Origin of the sequence: Gordonia desulfuricans NBRC 100010 (assembly GCF_001485495.1) — a bacterium.
Classification (GTDB): domain Bacteria; phylum Actinomycetota; class Actinomycetes; order Mycobacteriales; family Mycobacteriaceae; genus Gordonia; species Gordonia desulfuricans.
In genome coordinates this window covers 1-19438 of record NZ_BCNF01000082.1, presented here as the reverse complement: position 1 = coordinate 19438, position 19438 = coordinate 1, and the positions used below count along the sequence as shown (strand labels likewise).

Here is a 19438-nt window from a genome sequence, read left to right as displayed (position 1 = left end):
CACGCGCACGCCACACTGGACGCCATGGTCGATTCCCGTGCATCGTCGGCATCTGCGGACCTCCCCGTCCCGCCCGGCCCCCACCCGTCCGGACCGCTGGAGGGCATCCGCGTCCTCGAGTTGGGCACCCTCATCGCGGGGCCGCACGCCGCACGACTGCTCGGCGACATGGGCGCCGACGTCGTCAAGATCGAGGCACCGGGCCGCCCCGACCCGATCCGCACCTGGGGACAGGCCGAGGTCGACGGACATCGCTTCTACTGGACCGTGCACGCCCGCAACAAGCGGGCCATCACCCTGGATCTGCGCAGCGATCGCGGCCGGGACATCTTCTTGCAGTTGGCCGATCAGGCCGACATCGTCGTCGAGAACTTCCGGCCCGGCACGCTCGAACGGCTCGGCATCGGCCCCGACGTACTGGCCGACCGGAATCCGGGGATCATCGTCGTCCGGGTGTCGGGATACGGTCAGACCGGTCCCGACGCCGGACGTGCGGGCTATGCCTCGGTGGCCGAGGCCGCCTCGGGTCTGCGCCACATCAACGGCTACCCCGGCCAGTTGCCGCCACGGCTGTCGCTGTCGCTCGGCGACACCCTCGCCGGGATGTTCGCCGCACAGGGCGCCCTGGCTGCACTGTATCGCCGCACCGTCACCGGAAAGGGGCAGGTGGTCGATACCTCGCTGTTGGAATCGTGTGTGGCCGTGCAGGAGTCGACGATCGCCGACTATGCGATGGGCGGTGTGGTGCGCGGGCCGTCGGGCACCCGCCTCGACGGCATCGCACCGTCGAACCTCTACCCCACCGCCGACGGCACCCATGTGATCATCGCCGCCAACCAGGATTCGGTGTTCGTCCGGTTGTGCGCGGCGATGGGCCGCCCCGAACTCGCCACCGATGCACGGTTCGCCGACCACGCCGCCCGTGGCCGCAATCAGGACGAGCTGGACGCACTGATCGGCGCGTGGTCGGGGCAGCTCGGTGCCGACGAACTCACCGAGGTGCTGTCGGAGGCCGGTGTGGTGGTGGGTCCGGTCAACACGATCGCCGACGTCGTCGCCGACCCGCACCTGCGGGCGCGCGGCATGATCGCCGAGCATCACGACGAACGCAGTGGCCGAACGGTTCTCGGTCCCGGCCTGGTGCCGCAGTTCAGTGACACGCCGGGCGGCATCCGCAATGCCGGCCCGCCCACGCCGGGTGCCGACAATGCCGCGGTCTACGGTGAACTGTTGGGGCTCGACGCCGAGACGTTGGCCGATCTTGCCGAGGACGGGGTGATCTGATGACCGCGGTGACCATTCGCGACGTCGCCATGCGCGACGGCCTGCAGATCGAGGAACCGATCGACACCGCCACGAAACTCGAACTGCTCGAAGCTATCTGCGCGACCGGGGTCCGCGAGGTGGAGGTGACGGCCTTCGTCTCGCCGTCCAAGGTGCCCGCACTCGCCGACGCCGCCGAGATCTGTCGGCATCTGCACCGATTCCCCGACGTCCGGTTCTCGGCACTCGTCGCGTCGGTGAACGGTGCACGCCGGGCCCTCGATGCCGGTGTGGCCCATCTCGAGTACGTGGTGTCGGCCTCGGATGCGCACAGCCGCGCCAATGTCGGCCGGGACACCGAGGCGTCGGCCGCCCTGATCGGTGACATCGTCGACGCCGCCCACATCGCGGACGCCACCGTCGAGGTGATCATCGCGACCGCATGGGACTGCCCGTTCGACGGGCCCACCCCGACCGGCCGGGTCACCCGGATCGTCGAGCAGGCCGTCGCGGCGGGTGCCGACCGGATCGCCATCGCCGACACCATCGGCACCACCACTCCGCGTCGGGTCACAGATCTCGTCGACGCGGTGCGCCCACTGATCGGTGATCTGCCGCTCGGAGCGCATTTCCACAACACCCGTGGCACCGGATTGGCCAGCGCGTACGCGGCCGTGCAGGCCGGCATCACCCGCCTCGACGCCTCGGTCGGCGGTCTCGGCGGCTGCCCGTTCGCGCCCGGTGCGAGCGGCAACATCGCCACCGAGGATCTCGTGTACCTGTTGCGTGACTGCGGTATCGAGACCGGTGTCGACCTCGACGCCGCGATCCGCGCCGGTCAGGTCGCGATCGGCGCCGTCGGCGGCGGCACGGGCAGCGCCCTCATGCGCGCCGGCGACCGCAAGCTCGTCGGACAGGCGTGAGCGGCCACAAGTCGCACCGCAGAGCCGGTGGTGTGGAATATCCACTCGGTCCCACTGAGAGGTGCTGGTTCTGTACGCGGTCAGAAGAGTCCTCCGACCCCGGCATGACAAAGGCCCCTCACCGGTGAGGTGAGGGGCCCTTCTCGTGGAGCTGCCGGGAATTGAACCCGGGTCCTCCGTCGCTTCAGCGGGGCTTCTCCGTGTGCAGTTCACTAGGTCTCTACTTGGATCTCCCGGTCACGTGAACAAGCCGAGATGACGATCCCAGTCGCTGTTGGTTGTCCCGTCCGCACCCGCGACCGGTGCGTACGGTGAGCTCTCGAAGATGATGCCGGCACCGGATCCGAGAGCATGGTCCGGGCCGACAGACCACGAGCTCGCTGTCAGGCAGCGAGGGCGTAGTCGCGCTGATTCTTATCGGCGCTTAATTGGTTGCCGCGACGCTTATACGGTGGTCTCTGGCCTGCACCGACACGCTTCCCCCACCTCGACGCACGTAGTCGAAACCGATCAGCCCCGAGATGGTGCCCGCCGATGGATTCGGCGAACAGTTCATTGTAACAACCATCCCCCGACAGTTCATTCCCATTTCCTCGCGTGTCATCTACTCGATGCGTAGCAGGGCCGTGTCGTGCACGCCGACCTCCACCGACAACCGGCCGCCGGACGCCTGGTGACGTACGCCGGTCCAGGCGTCGACGCCGACCACGGTGTCGCCGGTGAAGCCGAGATCGGCCAGCGCCACCGACATCGTGCGCGGATGGTCGGCGCGGTTGGTCAGGGACACGACGAGTCCCTTGTCGCCCAGTGCGCGCGAGAAGATCTCCGGGTCGTCGCCGACCGGTGCACCGGCCTGCACGCGCGGGTCCTGATCGATACCGATCACGCCCGCATCGGCGAGGACGGCGCGGGTGCGGGCCGACATCGTGGTGAGGTCGTTGCCGGCCATCAGCGGGGCGGCGAGCATCGCCCACATCGACATCTGGGTACGTTCGTCGGCCGGGGTCAACGTGTCACCGACGCCGACCACCAGCATGTCCGGGTCGACGAATGCACCCGGCCCGACCCGCGAGCCCAGCGGGGCGACGGCGTCGACGATGTCGGTGACGCCCTGGTATCCCGACGGTCCGGAGTCGGTCGACCACGTCGCGGTGATGTCGTTGGTCGCCCGGGTCATCGTGGCGATCCCGCCCCAGTCGAACTCGGCGCCCGGCACCGAGCCGGCGACCCCGGAGTTCGGGTTGATCGAGTAGACGATCGGGCGGCCGGTGGCGCGCAGGGCATCGCGCATCGTGGTGAACGCCGACACCTGGGTGCCGTGGGAGGTGTCGGAGGAACACCAGTCGTATTTGAGGAAGTCCACCCCCCACCCGGCGAAGGTCCGGGCGTCGACCTGCTCGTGTCCCCCGCTGCCGGTCGCCCCCGGATAGGCGCCGGTGAACTGCGCACACGTCTGGCCGCGGGCACCGGCATAGATCCCGAATCCCAGGCCGCGCGCATGCACGTAGTCGGCGAGGGCGGCCATCCCGGACGGGAACCGCACCGGGTCGGCCTGCAACCGGCCGTCCTCGGCGCGGGTCGGGGCCATCCAGCAGTCGTCGACGACGACGTAGGTGTAGCCGGCGTCCCGCAGCCCCGACGACACCAGCGCGTCGGCCTGTGCCCGCACGATCTGCTCGGTGATCCCGCAGCCGAAGGTGTTCCAGCTGTTCCAGCCCATCGGCGGGGTGGCGGGCAGTCCGCCGATCGCGGCGTCCTCACCGCCGAGCCGCGTCGGATCGTCGACCGCCGGGGCGCAGCCGGCGAGTGCGACGCCGATGGCGACCACCGCGGTGGCCAGAACCGACCACCGAGCGCGGACCGCCGTCCCGATCACCTGCCCCCTGCTCACGCGCCCCCTTCTCACATACCCTTGACGCGCCGACCGACCTCTCGGGCCACCTCGCGTTGGGCCGTCCGCCGCGCGATGTCCTGACGCTTGTCGTGGGCCTGCTTACCGCGGGCCAGGGCGAGTTCCACCTTGACCCGACCGTCGCTGAAGTACATCGACAACGGCACCAGGGTGAGGTTGCCGTCGCGGATCTTGCCGATCAGGGTGTCGATCTCCCGGCGGTGCATCAACAGCTTCCGGTTGCGGCGCGGGGCATGGTTGGTCCACGATCCACTGCCGTACTCGGCGATGTTGAGCGACCGCAGCCACACCTCACCGTCGTCGATGGTCGCGAACGCGTCCACCAGTGACGCCTTGCCCTCACGCAGGCTCTTGACCTCGGTCCCCAGCAGCGCGATCCCGGCCTCGTAGGTGTCCAGGATCGTGTAGTCGTGCCGCGCCTTGCGGTTGGTCGCGATCACGTTGCGACCCTTCTCCTTCGCCATGACGGCGTGCTCATCTCCTCGATCGGCTGCCGGTCTGGGACAGACCGCAGATGTGGTTGCGTGCAGGGGCCGCCGGGATCAGTCCCGGGCGTCCGCGTCACTCCCGCACATACACACGCAGGGTGACATAACCCGTCGCCGCTGCCAACACAATTCCGCCGATCACGAGCCACGGCGACACATAGGCGACGTCGCCGACGGTGATCCGGGGCACGATGTTGACGCCGTACAGGCCGGCGAGCGCGCGGTCGAAGAAGAACGCCTTGGCGATGAACAGGCCACCGATCGCCAGCAGCGAGCCGATCAGCGCGGCCAGCATCGCCTCCAGCAGGAACGGCAACTGCGTGTACCAGCGGGTGGCACCCACCAGCCGCATGATCGACACCTCGGTGCGCCGTGTGTAGGCGGCGATCTGGACGGTGTTGACGATCAGCAGGATCGCGGCGACGGCGAGGATCGCGGCCACCGCAAACGCCGCATTACGCACCCCGTCGAGGACGGCGAAGATGCGTTTGACCAGGTCGCGCTGGTCCAGCGCGCCCTCCACGCCGAGGTCTTGGCGCCCGGCGAAACTGTTGTACACCTCGTCGAACTTCGACGGATCGTCCATCCGCACCTTGAACGACGCCGGGATGCTGTCGGGGCTGATCTGGTCGGCGATCTCCGGGGACGTCTCGGCGAACATCTGCTTGGCGTCCTGGTAGGCCTGCTCGGCGTTGACGAAGGTCACCGTCCCCACCCCGGACGCATTGTCCAGCTCGGTACGCAGGGTGGCGCACGGCGCCTTCTGACAGTTCGGGTCGGCCTTGGCGACCTCGTCGTTGATGAAGAACTGCATCTCGACACGGTCGAGGAAGATCTTCTGACTCTTGTCGGCCATCTGGATCACCAGCAGCCCGCCGCCGAACATCCCCAGGGTGATCGCGGTGGTGATGATCATGGCGACCGTCATGGTCACGTTCCGACGGAAGCCGTTGAGAACCTCGTTGAGGATGAAATGCGCTCGCATGCTCGCTCGGGTTGTCCTTCGTGGTCGTGGTGGGCGTGTCGGGTCCGGGTCGCCTCAGCCGATCCCGTACACACCCTGTTCGTCGTTGCGGACGAGGCGGCCGTTGTCGAACTCGAGCACGCGGCGGCGCATGGCGTCGACGATGTGCCGGTCGTGGGTGGCCATCACCACGGTGGTCCCGCGTCGGTTGACCCGGTCGAGGACGTCGACGATCTCCTCGCTGGTCTCCGGGTCGAGGTTTCCGGTCGGCTCGTCGGCGAGCAGCACCAGCGGCCGGTTGGCGATCGCCCGCGCGATCGCGACACGCTGCATCTCACCGCCCGACAGTTCGTAGGGCATCCGGTCGAGTTTGCCCTCGAGCCCGACGTAGTCGAGCACCTCCGGCACCACCTTGCGGATCATCGACGGCGGCTTCCCGATCACCTCCAGCGCGAAGGCGACGTTGTCGGCGACGGACTTCTGCTGCAGCAGCCGGAAGTCCTGGAAGACACAGCCGATCGACTGCCGCAGCTTGGGGACCTCACGTGCCTTGAGCGTGTTCACGTGGAACTCGCCGACGTGGATCTCGCCCGACGTCGGGCGGTCCTCCTTGAGCAGCAGCCGAAAGAACGTCGACTTCCCCGAGCCCGACGGCCCGATGAGGAAGGCGAACTCGCCCTTGTCGACCTCCAGACTCAACTCCGACAGGGCGGGACGGCTGGAAGCCTTGTACTGCATCGTCACGTTTTCCAGCTTGATCACAGGGAGCCAGTGTAACGACGACGTCTGAGAAGCCCGCTCAGGTGGGATCCGGGCGCGCCATCGCAACCGACGCCCGCGGATGTGAGCGGGGTGCCCTAGGTGCTGGGCGGGGCGGTGGTCGTGGTGGTCCCGATCCCAGGGATCGGCACGTCGTCGAGCCAGTGGTGCGTGGTCGACGTCGGCGAGCCGCTCGGCGATCCGCTCCCGCCGGGTGCGCTGACGCTCGGTTCGGACGACTCCTCCGACGACGAGCTGCTCGGCACACTGCTCGACGACGATCGGGTCGTCGACGGTTCGGTGTACTCGCGCTCGCGTGGGGTGGTGTTCACCACCCGCGAGGTGGTGCCGGTCTCCGGCGCCGCATACCGCTGGGAGGTGTAGCCGTAGACCACCGAGCAGACGATGAAGGCCACCAGCAGCACCGCGGTGCTGGTGCGGATGCGGGTCTTGTAGATGTGCCGCCAGTCGCGGGGACCCTCGTGCTCGCCCATCAGTCGTCGTCCCCGTTGTTGCTCGCGTGCGCGGCCGGCGGTCCGCCACCGGACTCGGCGGTCCGGCCCGGCGCGACGGTGATGCCGTCGATCGCCAGAGTGCGCACGATCGACACCCGCAGCGCCCGGCTGACCTCGAACTGCTTGCCCGGCAGGGTGCGGGCGACCATCCGGATGGTGACCGAGTCGAGGTCGAGTTCCACCGCACCCAGCGACGACGGTTCGTCGAGCAGCAGGTCGTGCCAGCGTGCGTTCTCGTAGAAGTCCGTGCCCACCTGGCCGAGGACCTCGTTGACCCGGCTGATGTCGGCGTCGGCGGGGATCGGTACGTCGACCACCGCGCGCGCCCAGTCCTTGGACAGGTTGGTGGCCTTGATGATCTGCCCGTTGGGCACGGTGATCACCTCGCCCTCGCTGGTGCGCAGCTTGGTCACCCGCAGGGTCACGTCCTCGACGGTGCCGGTGGCCGTGCCGTTGCCGGTGACGGTGAGATCGACCATGTCGCCGTAGCCGTACTGCTTCTCGGCGACGACGAAGAATCCGGCGAGGATGTCCTGCACCACCTTCTGCGCACCGAAACCGAGCGCGGCACCGAGTACGGCACCGGGTGCGGCCAGGCCCACCACCGACACCTTCATCACGGTGAGGGCGTGCAGGATCACCACGATCACCACCACGACGATCAGCACCCACGCCACCACGTCGACCAGGGCACGCCGGTACTTGGCGTCCTCGCTGCGGACGATCAGGTCACTGTTGTGGAAGGTGCTCTCCAGCCGCTGTGCGTAGCGCTCGGCCATCCACCGGATGAAGCGGATGACCAGCAGCCCGCCGAGTATCCAGATGAGCACGTCCAGGCCGGAGACGGCCAGCCACACGTAGATGCGGCCGATCAGCTCCTGGGTCGCGCTCCCGGGCGAGTCACTCGCCAGCTGCATCAGATCAGGCGTCGGCATCAGCCATCCGCCAGCGGATCGCGGCCTCGATGAAGGTGTCGAGATCGCCGTCGAGGACCGCGGTCGGGTTGTTGCTCTCCACGCCGGTCCGCAGGTCCTTGACCATCTGGTACGGGTGCAGCACGTAGGACCGCATCTGGTTGCCCCAGCTCGACCCGCCGTCGCTCTTGAGCGCGTCGAGCTCGGCGCGCTCCTCCAGGCGCTTGCGTTCGAGCAGCTTGGCCTGCAGCACGCGCATCGCGGCGGCCTTGTTCTGCAGCTGACTCTTCTCGTTCTGACAGGTCACGACGATGCCGGTGGGGATGTGCGTGAGCCGGACCGCGGAGTCGGTGGTGTTGACCGACTGGCCGCCGGGTCCCGACGAGCGGTAGACGTCGACGCGCAGTTCGGTCTCGGGGACGTCGATGTGGTCGGTGGTCTCGACCACCGGCAGCACCTCGACCTCGGCGAACGACGTCTGCCGGCGGCCCTGGTTGTCGAACGGGCTGATCCGGACCAGGCGGTGGGTGCCCTGTTCCACCGACAACGTGCCGTACATGTTGGGCGCCTTGACCGCGAAGGTCGCCGACTTGAGGCCGGCCTCTTCGGCGTAGGAGGTGTCGTAGACCTCGACGCCGTAGTCGTGCTGCTCGGCCCAGCGGATGTACATGCGCATCAGCATCTGGGCCCAGTCCGCGGCGTCGACGCCACCGGCGCCGGAGCGGATGTTGACCAGGGCGTCGCGCTGGTCGTACTCCCCCGACAGCATGGTCTTGACCTCCATCGCCTGGATGTCGGTGCGGAGGGAGACGCGCTCGGCATCGGCGTCGGCCAGGGCGACGGTGCGGTCGTCACCTTCCTCGGCCTCGGCGAGTTCGTAGAGGACCGGCATGTCCTCGAGGCGCTGGCGCAGCTCGGTGACGCGGCGCAGTTCGGACTGCGCGTGCGAGAGCTCGCTGGTCACCTTCTGGGCGTGCTCCTGGTCATTCCAGAGCTCGGGATCGGAGGCCTGCATCTCCAGTTCGTCGATGCGGCGACGCAACTCCTCGACGTCGAGGACCTTCTCGACGGTGGTCAGTGTCGCGTCGAGGGCTTCGAGGTCTGTGGTCACGTCAGGTTGCACGGTTATCCAGGGTAGCGACCCGACCACCGTTGGGCCCAACCCACGCCGAACCCGGTGGCCGGAATCGCGTGACACGACCCCGCGGCGCAGGCACGACGGCCCGGCGAGAAGAGGTCGAGACCACGTGGCGAGGAGGGGTCACTTCGTGAAGGGATCAGGGTGGTCCAGCGGCGCCGGCGGCGGGAGCTCCCCGAACTGCCAGCTGCTCACGGCCTTGCCCGGCTTGTAGACGACCGGGTGGTCGGAACCGATCTGCGGCCACGGCTGACCGTCGTCGAGCACCATGGTCCCGTACACCTCGGCCGGTTCGGTCCCCGGTCCGACGATGGTGCCCGACACGGTGCAGAACGACTGTCCCTTGGAATCACCGTCGGGCCGGTCGCTGACACCGGTCACGGTCAGCGTGCCCTGGACGAAGCCCGCCCCGGTGCCGCGCATCCCACCGACCGGCCGGCCCCTCATCTGCATGATCATGACGACCGCGAGTACGGCCAGCAGGGCGGCGATGGTGATGGCGATCCACATGCGGCTACCCTACCGGGCATGACCTCCGCCGCCGACGGCCTCGACCTGCACGATGACCTCGAACTCGCCCTCTCGATCGCCGACTCGGCGGATGCACTGACGATGGGCCGGTTCGGCGCGGTGGACCTCCACGTCACCGACAAGCCGGATCTGACGCCGGTCTCCGATGCCGACCTCGACTGCGAACGTCTTGTCCGCGAACGACTCTCGGCACGACGCCCGGACGATGCGGTCCTCGGTGAGGAGTTCGGCGGCGAGGCGCGGCTGGAGGGCAGGCAGTGGATCGTCGACCCGATCGACGGCACCAAGAACTTCGTGCGTGGCGTGCCGGTGTGGGCCACGCTGATCGCCCTGCTCGTCGACGGCGTCCCGGTGCTCGGGGTGGTCAGCGCCCCGGCGTTGCGGCGGCGGTGGTGGGCCGCGTCGGGGCTGGGTGCGCATGCCGCCTTCGACGGCACCGACCCGAAGACCATCTCGGTGTCGGGGGTGGGCTCGCTCTCTTCGGCGAGCCTGGCGTTCTCGAGCCTGTCCGGCTGGGCCGACCGGGGTATCCGCCCGCAGCTCATCGCGCTGACCGACGAGGTGTGGCGGGTGCGGGGATTCGGCGACTTCTACAACTACTGCCTGGTGGCCGAGGGCGCGGTGGACATCGCCGCCGAGCCCGAGGTGTCGCTGTGGGATCTGGCCGCACTCGACATCCTGGTGCGCGAGGCGGGCGGGACGTTCACCTCGCTCGAGGGTGCGGCGGGCCCGGCCGGCGGCAGCGCGGTGGCCACCAACGGCCTGCTGCACGAGACGGTGCTGTCGGCGCTGGCCGCGACGGACTGAATCCCGTGCGCCCGGCGGGTCCACCCCGCCGTTCGGTGAGCACCGCCCTGTCCGATCGGCGAGTCCGGCCGGCAAATCGTCACGGCTGCAGCAGCTTCGGACCTAGCCTCGCGGCATGACCTTCCCCGCACTCACCCATGTGGCCATCACCGTCAGCGACCTGGCGGTCAGCACCGCCTGGTACAACCGTCTGTTCGACGCCGAGCCCGTGCTCGACGAGGACGAGGAGTCCGGCGCCTACCACCACGCGGTGTACGCCCTCGGCGGCGGCACCCTGTTCGGCCTGCACACCCATACCGCCGACGGCCCCGGCGAGGGCTTCGACGAGCGGCGCGTCGGCCTCGACCACGTGGCCTTCGCCCTCTCGCGCGACGAGTTGGAATCGTGGACCGCGCGTCTCGACGAGCTGGGTGTGCCGCACACCGGGATCAAGCATGCGCACTACGGTTCCGGGATCTCCTTCCGCGATCCCGACAACATCGCACTGGAGTTCTTCGCACCCCCGGCCTGAGCGGGGACGTCAGACCTCGGTGCCCGATTCCCGGTCGAGCACCCGGAATTCGGTCCCGCCGTCGGCCATGTCGGCGAGGCGCCCGTAGTGGATTCCGGTGCCGGCGTCGGACAGGATCGCCTGGTGGATCGGCACGGCGACCCGCGGCGCCATCGCACGCAGATAGTCCACCGACTCGCTGAGTTTCATCCACGGTGCCGCCGACGGGAGACCGAGGACGTCGATCGGCTCGAACGGGATGTAGAACGAGTCACCCGGATGCATGAAGCGGCCGGTCTGTCCGGCGGCGTCGAGGATGTAGGCGACGTTGTCGATCACCGGGATCTCCGGATGGATCACCGCGTGGCGGCCGCCGGTGGCACGCGCGGTGACCGACCCGATCGTGATCGTCTGCCCGGCGTGGGCGGCGGTCCACTCCCCCGCGACGTCGTCGGTGTTGAGCTGTGCGGCGGTCTGCGGGTCGGCGAAACGCACCGCCTGCGGGTTGGCGGCCACCAGATCGGGCAGCCGCGCGACGTCGCAGTGATCGGGATGCTGGTGGGTGATCAGAATGGCGTCGAGCCCGGTGATCCCGTCGAATCCGTGCGAGAAGTTCCCGGGATCGAACAGGATTCGGGCTCCGTCGATCTCGACCAGCACGCAGGAATGTCCGAAGTGGGTCAGTCGCATACCCCCACTCTGCCGCAGATGCTCGGCACGTGTGCGCGGGCTCGGCGGAAAACCCGCGTGCGCCCGCGAGCGTGGTGGGCCGTGTCGCCGGTGTCGGCCGGCCCTCAGGTGACGGCCGGGAACAGTCCCCAGCCGAAGCCGGCGTCGACCCCGCGGGCCACACCGTAGACGAGGAAGAGCACCAGCAGGCCGATCAGCACCCGCACTCCCCACCGTGGCATCCGGCCATGCGCCCCTGCCCGGCGCGGGCCGCGGCCGGTGATCACCAGCCACAGCGCGCCGAGGACGACCAGCGCCGCGGCGGCAAAGGTCAGCGGCCCGAACAGGTTGAAGGAGAACGCCTGCCCCAGGTCCCCGTGTGCGGTCATCACCCAGCTGCGGGTCAACCCGCAGCCCGGACACGGCAGCCCGGTGAGCCGGCGGAACAGGCACAGTTCGGGACCGTGCTGGATACCGACCGGGTCGAGCAGTGCCGCGGTGGCCAGTCCGGCCGCGCCGAGTCCGGCGACCAGCAGCGCACCCGAACGTCCCCAGCCACCCATGCCCGGACGCGGCGACGGCGGCTGCGGGACGGGCGGGTGGTTCGTGTGCGGGATCTCGACGGTCATCGGTGACCAGCCTAAACCGCCGTCGGTGACAATCGGGTCCGTCAGTGGGGTGACAAACTCCTTACCGGGAAGTAAGGTAGGTTCTTACCACCGAGTAAGTTCACACTCGGCGCTCCCGAACCGCTGCGAGAAATGGTGACCATGTCTACTACCACCGACCCACGCGACACCTCCGCCGTCGGCAAGAACCCGCATCCGCGCAACTTCATCGGCACCGCCATGCGTGTGCTGAGCACCGTCACCGGCTCGGAGTTCGCCGAAAAGTACCAGATCCGCGAACCGATCAACCGCATCGCCTACCAGGCGACCAAGACCGGCTTCCAGACCCTGGGCGCGGCGAACCGGGCGTTCAAGAAGGTACAGGGCGGGTCGGGCACCGCCGCCCGGCTGACCACCGCGCCGAAGGACTACTTCAATCTCAACCCCGACGACGAACAGCAGATGATCGCCGAGACGGTGAAGGACTTCGCCGTCGAGATCCTGCGTCCGGCCGCCTATGACGCCGACAACGCCGCGTCGACCCCCGACGAGATCCGTGAGCGTTCCGCCGAACTCGGCATCACGATGATCAACGTCCCCGAGGAGTTCGACGGCGCCGCCACCGAGCGCGGCGTGGTGACCAACGCCCTGGTCGCCGAGGCCATGGCCTACGGCGACATGGGTCTGGCCCTGCCGCTGCTCGCACCGAGCGGAGTGGCCACCACCCTGACCAACTTCGGCAGCGAGGGACAGCAGAAGACCTTCCTGCCCGACTTCGCCGGCGAAAACGTGCCGCAGTCGGCCGTCGTGATCGCCGAGCCGCGTCCGCTGTTCGACGCGTTCTCGTTGCAGACCAAGGCGACTCGCGTTCCCAGCGGCTACCGCCTCAACGGTGTCAAGTCGTTCGTCCCGGCCGCGGGCAGCGCCGAGCTGTTCCTGGTGGGCGCCCAGCTCGACGGCCGTCCGGCGCTGTTCATCGTCGAGTCCGACTCCAAGGGACTGATCGTCGAGGCCGACCCGGGTATGGGCGTGCGTGCCGCCGGCATGGGCCGCCTGCTGCTGCAGGACGTCGCCGTCCCCGCGTCGGCACTGCTCGGCGAGCAGGAGGGTGACGCCGCCTTCGCCGCCTATCGTGACGTGGTGCGCCTGTCGCGTCTGGGCTGGTCGGCGCTGGCTGCCGGCACCGCCAAGGCCGTCCTCGACTACGTGATCCCCTACGTCAACGAGCGTGAGGCCTTCGGCGAGCCGATCTCCAACCGGCAGGCCGTCGCCTTCATGGTGGCCACCATCGCCACCGAGCTGGACTCGATCCGCCTGGTCACCCTGCGCGGTGCCGCCCGCGCCGAGCAGGGCCTGTCGTTCGCCCGCGAGGCCGCCCTGGCCCGCAAGCTGACCATCGACAAGGGCCTGCAGATCGGCCTCGACGGCGTGCAGCTGCTCGGTGGCCACGGATTCACCAAGGAACATCCGGTCGAGCGCTGGTACCGCGACCTCCGCGGTGCGGGTATCGGCGAGGGCATCGTCGTCCTCTGACGGCCGGAATCCCAAGGAGCACAAGACATGAGCATCAACCTCGAACTGCCCAAGAAGCTGAACGTCACGATCGATCAGGCCCATCAGGCCGCGGCCGAGATCTTCCGCCCCATCTCGCGCAAATACGATCTGCGCGAACATGATTACCCCGTCGAGCTCGACACCCTGGCCAGCCTGTACGACGGTCTCGCCGAGACCGGCCAGGCCGGTGCCGGCGCCGACGGCGGACGCAGCCAGAAGTCGTCCAAGCCCACCGCCGAGGGGGCTGTGGTCAACGGCGGCAACATGCAGTCGGTCCTCAACGTGATGGAAACCTGTTGGGGCGACTGTGGTCTCATGCTGTCGATCCCCTATCAGGGACTCGGCAACGCCGCGATCGCCGCGGTGGCCACCGACGAGCAGCTGCAGCGGTTCGGCAAGGTGTGGGCCGCCATGGCGATCACCGAACCGAGCTTCGGATCGGACTCGGCGGCGGTCAGTACCACCGCCATCCTCGACGGCGACGAGTACGTGATCAACGGCGAGAAGATCTTCGTCACCGCCGGATCGCGTGCCACCCACATCGTGGTGTGGGCGACGGTCGACAAGAGCCTGGGCCGGGCCGCGATCAAGTCGTTCGTCGTGCCGCGCGAGCACCCGGGCGTGGAAGTCGTTCGGCTGGAACACAAGCTGGGTATCCGGGTCTCCGACACCACCGTCCTGCGTTTCGACAACTGCCGCATCCCCAAGGAGAATCTCCTGGGATCGCCGGAGGTCGACACCAAGAAGGGCTTCGGCGGTGTGATGCAGACCTTCGACAACACCCGCCCGCTGGTGGCCGGCATGGCCGTCGGTGTGGCCCGCGCAGCGCTGGAGGAGCTGCGCCGGGTGCTCGACGAGGTCGGCATCGAGGTGGACTACGACCGTCCGGCCATCGACCAGCATGCCGCCGCAGCCGAATTCCTACGCATGGAGTCCGATTTCGAGGCCGCCTACCTGCTGTCGATGCGGGCGGCCTGGATGGCCGACAACAAGCAGCCCAACTCCACCGAGGCATCGATGTCGAAGGCCAAGGCCGGACGCACCGTCACCGACATCACCAACAAGGTGGTCGAACTGCTCGGCACGCTCGGCTACTCCGAGCGTCTGCTGGTGGAGAAGTGGGCCCGCGACTCGAAGATCCTGGACATCTTCGAGGGCACCCAGCAGATCCAGCAGCTGATCATCGCGCGTCGCGTGCTGAACAAGAGCAGCGCAGAACTTCGGTGAGCTGAACCGCAGCTCCACCGACGAGGGGTCGGGGCCCGGGTGACCACGTCACCCGGGCCTTGCTGTCTCTGCACCCGCGCCGTCGGCCGCGGGAGCCGGCCTGTGCCCCACGTCGGCACGGTCACCCTCAACGCTGGTCGAGCAGGTCGACCGAGCGCAGCGAGGACGCCCGGCCGTCGAAACCTCCGCCGCCCGACCTCGAGAAACCAACCCACCCCGGACCGGGTCACCTACCGAACCCGACCTGCGGAGATTTCGACACGCCTCGTCGCTCCGCTCCTCATCGGCTCAATCACCGTAAACGCGGTCACGTTCCAAGCGCGGCCTACGCCCCACGTCGGCACGGCCACCGTCAACGCTGGTTGAGCAGGTCGACCGAGCGCAGCGAGGACGCCCGGCCGTCGAAACCTCCGCCGCCCGACCTCGAGAAACCAGCCACCCCAGACCGGGTCACCCACCGAACCCGGCCTGCGGAGATTTCGACACGCCTCGTCGCTCCGCTCCTCATCGGCTCAATCACCGTAAATCGGCTCAAGCACCGACGACGCGATCACGTTCCGAACCCGGCCTGTGCCCCACGTCGGCACGGCCACCGTCAACGCTGGTTGAGCAGGTCGACCGAGCCCCACCTCCGCTCCACGTCGGCTCCAGCATCGTCAACGCTGGTTGAGCAGGTCGACCGAGCGCAGCGAGGACGCCCGGCCGTCGAAACCTCCGTCACGTCCGCACGAAGCCGACCACGACCGGGTCACTCCGGCACATCGCCGTCGCCGACCTGCGTGTCGGCGGGTACGAGCAGCAGTGGCACGCGACGCGCACCGATCAGCCGATGCGCCACCGACTGTCCGAGGACCGAGTCGAGATACCCCATCAGCCCGCTGCGCGGACTGCCGACCACCACCATCAGCGCGCCGTAGCGGTCGGCGACCTGCGCCAGCAGATCCGCGGGCGATCCGTGTCCGCTGTGATAGGTCCACGACGCGGGGACGTCGTCGAGCAGGGCCCGGGCCGTCACCGCCTCCGCGGTCACGTTCGCGCGGTACTGCTCCTCCCAGTCGGGGGCGTCGGGATCGATCGGTTCGTCGTCGAGGTCGACGATGTGCACGATGTGGATGTGTGCGCGTAGCGGGACCGCCAGCGCCGCGGCGAACCGTGCTGCGGCCAGGCTGTCGGGATGGCGATCCCAGCCGACCACCAGGCAGCTCTGCGGGGTGATCCGGGGCCGGGGTCCCGGTCGTCGACGCCGCAACGGACCCCCATCTCGCGTATCCCCCTCTCGCGTGTCACCGTCGTGCGGCTCCGCTCCCCCGGCATCGGAGGTGTACCGACCGAAAATGTTGTCCATCACCGACTCCTCAGATCGCCCACGCCAGCACCAGTCCCAGCGCGCACGCGCCCACCGAGCACACCAGTGAGCCGATGGCGTTGAGTGCCGAGAGCACCGCCTGCCTGCCCTGGGCCAGCCGGATGGTCTCGAAACTCGCGGTGCTGAACGTGGTGTAGCCGCCACAGAATCCGGTCCCCACCACGGCCTGGACCGACGACGGCATCCCGTGTGAGATCACCAGGCCCGCCAGGATGCCGAGCAGCAGTGAGCCGCTCACGTTGATCACGAACGTGCCCCAGGGAAATGTCGACGCACGCAGCCCTTTCACGGCACCGTCGACGACGAAGCGACAGACCGCGCCGAGTGCACCGGCGAAGATCACCGCGACGGCGATCACGACACCTCTCCCGTCCACCGGCGGTGTGCCTGCCCGGCCGCGACGATGCCCGCCCACGCGCACACCAGGCCGGCGATCACGCTGACCACCGCATAGGCCACCGCCGTCCCCGCCGCCCCGTGGTGTCCGAGCTGGGCGGTCTCGAGGGCGAAGGTGCTGTAGGTGGTCAGCGATCCGCAGAACCCGGTGCCGATGCACAGCCGGAGGCGACGGCGTCGGCCCGCGTCGTCGCCGGACAGCACCAGGATCTCCAGGAGCGCTCCGAGGACGAAGGCCCCGGCCAGGTTGACCCCGAAGGTGGCCCAGGGCCAAGCCACGCCGTGGGCCGGGAACAGTTCTTCGACCAGGTACCGCAACCCGGTGCCGACGATGCCCCCGGCGAACACCAGGGAGATCGCCGAGAACTGCAGGTGCAGTGGACGTACGGGGGTGTCCGGGTCGATCGGCAACGAGGTGCCGATCTGGTTCGGTGAGGGGTCCGTGCCCACGACAAAGCTCCTTCCGGTGATCGGAACAGGAACTATCAGCCGGTCCGGGTCACCCCGGTGGAGGCGGTTCGGGCCGGGGTCCCGTCATCGGGGCCGGCCTCCGGCGAGATCCATCGCCGCGACCAATCCTAACTCCTGGCACCCCGGCGCACGCCGGACACGGCGCGAGCCGGGACCCCGTCGCCCCTACCCGAGCTGCTTGGCCAGCGCGGAGAGCACGTCGACGTCCTCGATCGTCGACGGCACGGTGTACTCCTCGTGGTCGACGATCTGCCGCATCGTCTTGCGCAGGATCTTGCCCGAGCGGGTCTTGGGCAACGCCGGCACCACGGTGACGTCACGGAAGGTGGCGACCGCACCGATCTCGTCGCGCACCATCGTGACGAGCTCGTCGCGCAAGGTGTCCGGCTCGATCTCCACCCCGGCCTTGAGGACCACGTAGCCACTCGGCCGCTGGCCCTTCAGGTCGTCGTGGATACCGATCACGGCGCATTCGGCGACGGCGGCGTGTGAGGCGACGACGGCCTCGATACTGCCGGTGGACAGGCGGTGACCGGCCACGTTGATGACGTCGTCGGACCGGCCGAGGACGAAGACATAGCCGTCGGCGTCGATGTACCCGGAATCGCCGGTGAGATAGGTTCCCGGGAACGCCTTGAGGTAGGAGCTGCGGTAGCGCTCCTCGTCCCGCCAGAGTCCGGCGAGCGTGCCGGGCGGCAGCGGAAGGGTGATCACGATGTTGCCCTCCACCCCGGCGTCGACCGGTTTGCCGTCGGCGTCGACGATGCCCACCTGATAGCCGGGCACCGGCACCGTCGGGGAGCCGGCCTTGATCGGCATCGGTTCCAGCCCACGCAGATTCGCCGCGATCGCCCATCCGGTCTCGGTCTGCCACCAGTGGTCGACCACCGGGACACCGAGGACCGACGACGCCCACTCGAAGGTGTCGGGGTCGAGTCGCTCCCCGGCCGCGAAAAGGTTCTTGAGTGACGAGACATCGTATTCGGCAAGGAGTTTGGCGTCCGGGTCGGCCTTGCGGATGGCGCGGATCGCGGTGGGCGCGGTGAACAGCGCCTTGGCACGGTGTTCGGAGACGACCCGCCAGAAGGCGCCGGCATCGGGGGTACCCACCGGCTTGCCCTCGTACATGATGGTCGTCGCACCGGCCAGCAGCGGACCGTAGACGATGTAGGAGTGCCCGACCACCCAGCCGACGTCGGAGGCGGTCCACCACACGTCACCGGGTGCGATGTCGTAGATGTTGGTCATCGACCAGGCCAGGGCGACCGCGTGACCGCCGTTGTCACGCACCACGCCCTTGGGCTTCCCGGTGGTGCCGGAGGTGTAGAGGATGTAGAGCGGGTCGGTGGCGGCGACGTCGACCGGCTCGACCGGTGCGGCGTCGGCGATCTCGGTGTCCCAGTCCAGCCAGCCGTCGTGCTCGTCGGACGATCCGGCGATCTGCGGGCGGTCCTTGACGATCACCGTCGACGGCGCGGTCTCCGACAGTTCGAGGGCGCGCGCGACCATCGGCAGGTATTCCACGGTGCGGCCGGGTTCGAGGCCGCCGGATGCGGTGATGATCGCGACCGGTTCGGCATCGTCGATGCGGGTGGCGAGTTCGGGGGCGGCGAATCCGCCGAACACCACCGAGTGGACCGCTCCGATCCGGGCACAGGCGAGCATGGCGATCGCCGCCTCCGGGATCATCGGCATGTAGATGATCACCCGATCGCCGGCCGAGACACCGCGCGCGGCGAGCACCCCGGCGAACCGGGACACCTCGGCGAGCAGTTCGGCGTAGGTGTAGCGGCGTACCTCACCGACCATCGCCGAGTCCCAGATCAGCGCCATGCGGTCACCGTGGCCGGCGGCCACATGGCGGTCGAGCGCGTTGTGGCAGGTGTTGAGCCGGCCGTCCGGGAACCAGCGGTAGATCGGCGCCTGCGTGTCGTCGAGCGCGACGGTCGGCGCCTTGTGCCACTCGATCTCCGCGGCGGCGGTGAGCCAGAACGATTCCCGGTCGGAAACGCTGCTCTCGAATGCCTCGTTGTACGCACCCACGTCGGTTCCTCATCTCATCACTCACGGTCGCGCGGCGGTTACGGGCGCGACATTGCTCCACCGAGCGTAATCAGCGTCACAGCTCGGCGCGAGAGGATCAGACGATGTTCGACGACCGGTCGGTTCCGTTCGGCGAACGGCACCCGACCCGACAGTGTGCCCACACTCCCGTCGGCCGGATTCGACCTGGCCGTTCGGTCAGTTGGCGGCGTCGTATGCCTCGATGACCTCGACCGAGATCCGGCCCCGATCACTGATCTCGTAACCGTTGTCGCGCGCCCAGGTGCGCACCGCCTGGGTGTCACGGCCCGACCGGCGGGCCCGGCTCGCCTTCTGCGCCCCGGCCGAGCGTGACGCCGCCGAGCGCGAGTCCGATGAGCGGGACGCCACGACATACCGG

The 19438-nt window shown here is 68.7% G+C and carries 21 protein-coding genes and 1 other RNA gene; 6 read left to right on the top strand and 16 right to left on the bottom strand.

Annotated elements, in window-relative coordinates:
- Positions 1–24 precede the first annotated feature (24 nt).
- Both GD1_RS14160 and GD1_RS14155 read left to right on the top strand, forming a co-directional pair.
- Complete coding sequence (locus GD1_RS14160) at positions 25–1284, top strand: CaiB/BaiF CoA transferase family protein (RefSeq protein WP_059037675.1); 1260 nt, start codon at positions 25–27, stop codon at positions 1282–1284.
- Complete coding sequence (locus tag GD1_RS14155) at positions 1284–2186, top strand: hydroxymethylglutaryl-CoA lyase (protein WP_059037673.1); 903 nt, start codon at positions 1284–1286, stop codon at positions 2184–2186. Before GD1_RS14160 ends, GD1_RS14155 begins: the two co-directional genes overlap by 1 nt.
- A 143-nt stretch (positions 2187–2329) precedes the next feature.
- Here GD1_RS14155 and ssrA read toward each other — a convergent pair.
- From ssrA to GD1_RS14115, 9 genes are all read right to left on the bottom strand, one after another.
- Positions 2330–2704, bottom strand: a transfer-messenger RNA (tmRNA) gene (ssrA, locus tag GD1_RS24300).
- A gap of 86 nt (positions 2705–2790) precedes the next feature.
- A complete protein-coding gene (locus GD1_RS14150; RefSeq protein WP_059037712.1) occupies positions 2791–4026 on the bottom strand; it encodes a glycoside hydrolase family 27 protein in 1236 nt (411 codons plus the stop codon).
- Positions 4027–4088: 62 nt separating this feature from the next.
- Positions 4089–4562 (bottom strand): SsrA-binding protein SmpB, encoded by a 474-nt coding sequence (smpB, locus tag GD1_RS14145; protein ID WP_020792047.1) that lies wholly within the window; start codon positions 4560–4562, stop codon positions 4089–4091.
- A 97-nt stretch (positions 4563–4659) separates the two neighbouring features.
- Positions 4660–5571: a permease-like cell division protein FtsX gene (ftsX, locus tag GD1_RS14140; RefSeq protein WP_059037672.1), complete on the bottom strand. Its 912-nt coding sequence runs from the start codon at positions 5569–5571 to the stop codon at positions 4660–4662.
- Between the two features lie 54 nt (positions 5572–5625).
- Positions 5626–6312: a cell division ATP-binding protein FtsE gene (gene ftsE, locus GD1_RS14135; protein WP_059037670.1), complete on the bottom strand. Its 687-nt coding sequence runs from the start codon at positions 6310–6312 to the stop codon at positions 5626–5628.
- 95 nt (positions 6313–6407) lie between these two features.
- Complete coding sequence (locus tag GD1_RS14130) at positions 6408–6803, bottom strand: Rv3103c transmembrane domain-containing protein (protein WP_059037668.1); 396 nt, start codon at positions 6801–6803, stop codon at positions 6408–6410.
- Entirely contained in the window at positions 6803–7759 is a 957-nt protein-coding gene (locus tag GD1_RS14125; RefSeq protein WP_053777767.1) for a mechanosensitive ion channel family protein, read from the bottom strand. Before GD1_RS14125 ends, GD1_RS14130 begins: the two co-directional genes overlap by 1 nt.
- Positions 7746–8861 (bottom strand): peptide chain release factor 2, encoded by a 1116-nt coding sequence (gene prfB, locus GD1_RS14120; RefSeq protein WP_053777766.1) that lies wholly within the window; start codon positions 8859–8861, stop codon positions 7746–7748. Before prfB ends, GD1_RS14125 begins: the two co-directional genes overlap by 14 nt.
- Positions 8862–8999: 138 nt before the next feature.
- Entirely contained in the window at positions 9000–9386 is a 387-nt protein-coding gene (locus tag GD1_RS14115; RefSeq protein ID WP_020790690.1) for a hypothetical protein, read from the bottom strand.
- 18 nt (positions 9387–9404) lie between these two features.
- On the opposite strand from GD1_RS14115, the gene hisN reads away from it, so the two are divergent.
- Entirely contained in the window at positions 9405–10214 is an 810-nt protein-coding gene (gene hisN / locus GD1_RS14110; protein WP_053777765.1) for a histidinol-phosphatase, read from the top strand.
- Between the two features lie 115 nt (positions 10215–10329).
- A complete protein-coding gene (locus GD1_RS14105) occupies positions 10330–10725 on the top strand; it encodes a VOC family protein (RefSeq protein ID WP_020793949.1) in 396 nt (131 codons plus the stop codon).
- Positions 10726–10734: 9 nt separating this feature from the next.
- On the opposite strand, the gene GD1_RS14100 is transcribed toward GD1_RS14105, so the two are convergent.
- Positions 10735–11394 carry an MBL fold metallo-hydrolase gene (locus tag GD1_RS14100; protein WP_020793950.1) on the bottom strand — a complete coding sequence of 220 codons (660 nt, stop codon included), beginning with the start codon at positions 11392–11394 and terminating at the stop codon, positions 10735–10737.
- A gap of 104 nt (positions 11395–11498) precedes the next feature.
- Positions 11499–12002, bottom strand: coding sequence for a DUF2752 domain-containing protein (locus GD1_RS14095; protein ID WP_059037666.1), 504 nt, complete (start codon positions 12000–12002; stop codon positions 11499–11501).
- Positions 12003–12143: 141 nt separating this feature from the next.
- Here GD1_RS14095 and GD1_RS14090 point away from each other — a divergent pair, with 141 nt between their 5' ends.
- Positions 12144–13514 (top strand): acyl-CoA dehydrogenase family protein, encoded by a 1371-nt coding sequence (locus GD1_RS14090; protein ID WP_053777777.1) that lies wholly within the window; start codon positions 12144–12146, stop codon positions 13512–13514.
- A gap of 27 nt (positions 13515–13541) precedes the next feature.
- The gene (locus GD1_RS14085) at positions 13542–14762 is read left to right on the top strand and encodes an acyl-CoA dehydrogenase family protein (protein WP_059037664.1); all 1221 of its coding nucleotides are present in this window, start codon (positions 13542–13544) and stop codon (positions 14760–14762) included.
- Between the two features lie 748 nt (positions 14763–15510).
- Here GD1_RS14085 and GD1_RS14080 read toward each other — a convergent pair.
- From GD1_RS14080 to GD1_RS14060, 5 genes are all read right to left on the bottom strand, one after another.
- Entirely contained in the window at positions 15511–16107 is a 597-nt protein-coding gene (locus GD1_RS14080; protein WP_083534199.1) for a universal stress protein, read from the bottom strand.
- A 10-nt stretch (positions 16108–16117) separates the two neighbouring features.
- Entirely contained in the window at positions 16118–16486 is a 369-nt protein-coding gene (crcB, locus tag GD1_RS14075) for a fluoride efflux transporter CrcB (RefSeq protein WP_059037662.1), read from the bottom strand.
- Positions 16483–16974 carry a fluoride efflux transporter CrcB gene (gene crcB, locus GD1_RS14070; protein ID WP_059037660.1) on the bottom strand — a complete coding sequence of 164 codons (492 nt, stop codon included), beginning with the start codon at positions 16972–16974 and terminating at the stop codon, positions 16483–16485. The genes crcB (GD1_RS14075) and crcB (GD1_RS14070) overlap by 4 nt, the downstream gene beginning before the upstream one ends.
- A gap of 186 nt (positions 16975–17160) precedes the next feature.
- On the bottom strand, positions 17161–19038 hold the full coding sequence (locus tag GD1_RS14065; RefSeq protein WP_059037658.1) for a propionyl-CoA synthetase: 1878 nt from the start codon (positions 19036–19038) through the stop codon (positions 17161–17163).
- A 198-nt stretch (positions 19039–19236) separates the two neighbouring features.
- Positions 19237–19438: Lsr2 family DNA-binding protein (locus GD1_RS14060; protein ID WP_174519057.1), on the bottom strand; the 202-nt coding region annotated here is incomplete at its 5' end.

Bases quoted from the DNA above. Each gene is read 5' to 3' on its own strand.
- GD1_RS14095 (WP_059037666.1), bottom strand. From the start codon at position 12,002: ATGACCGTCGAGATCCCGCACACGAACCACCCGCCCGTCCCGCAGCCG.
- smpB (WP_020792047.1), bottom strand. From the start codon at position 4,562: ATGGCGAAGGAGAAGGGTCGCAACGTGATCGCGACCAACCGCAAGGCG.
- GD1_RS14085 (WP_059037664.1), top strand. From the start codon at position 13,542: ATGAGCATCAACCTCGAACTGCCCAAGAAGCTGAACGTCACGATCGAT.
- GD1_RS14100 (WP_020793950.1), bottom strand. From the start codon at position 11,394: ATGCGACTGACCCACTTCGGACATTCCTGCGTGCTGGTCGAGATCGAC.
- GD1_RS14115 (WP_020790690.1), bottom strand. From the start codon at position 9,386: ATGTGGATCGCCATCACCATCGCCGCCCTGCTGGCCGTACTCGCGGTC.
- GD1_RS14130 (WP_059037668.1), bottom strand. From the start codon at position 6,803: ATGGGCGAGCACGAGGGTCCCCGCGACTGGCGGCACATCTACAAGACC.
- GD1_RS14125 (WP_053777767.1), bottom strand. From the start codon at position 7,759: ATGCCGACGCCTGATCTGATGCAGCTGGCGAGTGACTCGCCCGGGAGC.
- GD1_RS14160 (WP_059037675.1), top strand. From the start codon at position 25: ATGGTCGATTCCCGTGCATCGTCGGCATCTGCGGACCTCCCCGTCCCG.
- ftsX (WP_059037672.1), bottom strand. From the start codon at position 5,571: ATGCGAGCGCATTTCATCCTCAACGAGGTTCTCAACGGCTTCCGTCGG.
- hisN (WP_053777765.1), top strand. From the start codon at position 9,405: ATGACCTCCGCCGCCGACGGCCTCGACCTGCACGATGACCTCGAACTC.
- GD1_RS14080 (WP_083534199.1), bottom strand. From the start codon at position 16,107: ATGGACAACATTTTCGGTCGGTACACCTCCGATGCCGGGGGAGCGGAG.
- GD1_RS14090 (WP_053777777.1), top strand. From the start codon at position 12,144: ATGTCTACTACCACCGACCCACGCGACACCTCCGCCGTCGGCAAGAAC.
- GD1_RS14155 (WP_059037673.1), top strand. From the start codon at position 1,284: ATGACCGCGGTGACCATTCGCGACGTCGCCATGCGCGACGGCCTGCAG.
- GD1_RS14105 (WP_020793949.1), top strand. From the start codon at position 10,330: ATGACCTTCCCCGCACTCACCCATGTGGCCATCACCGTCAGCGACCTG.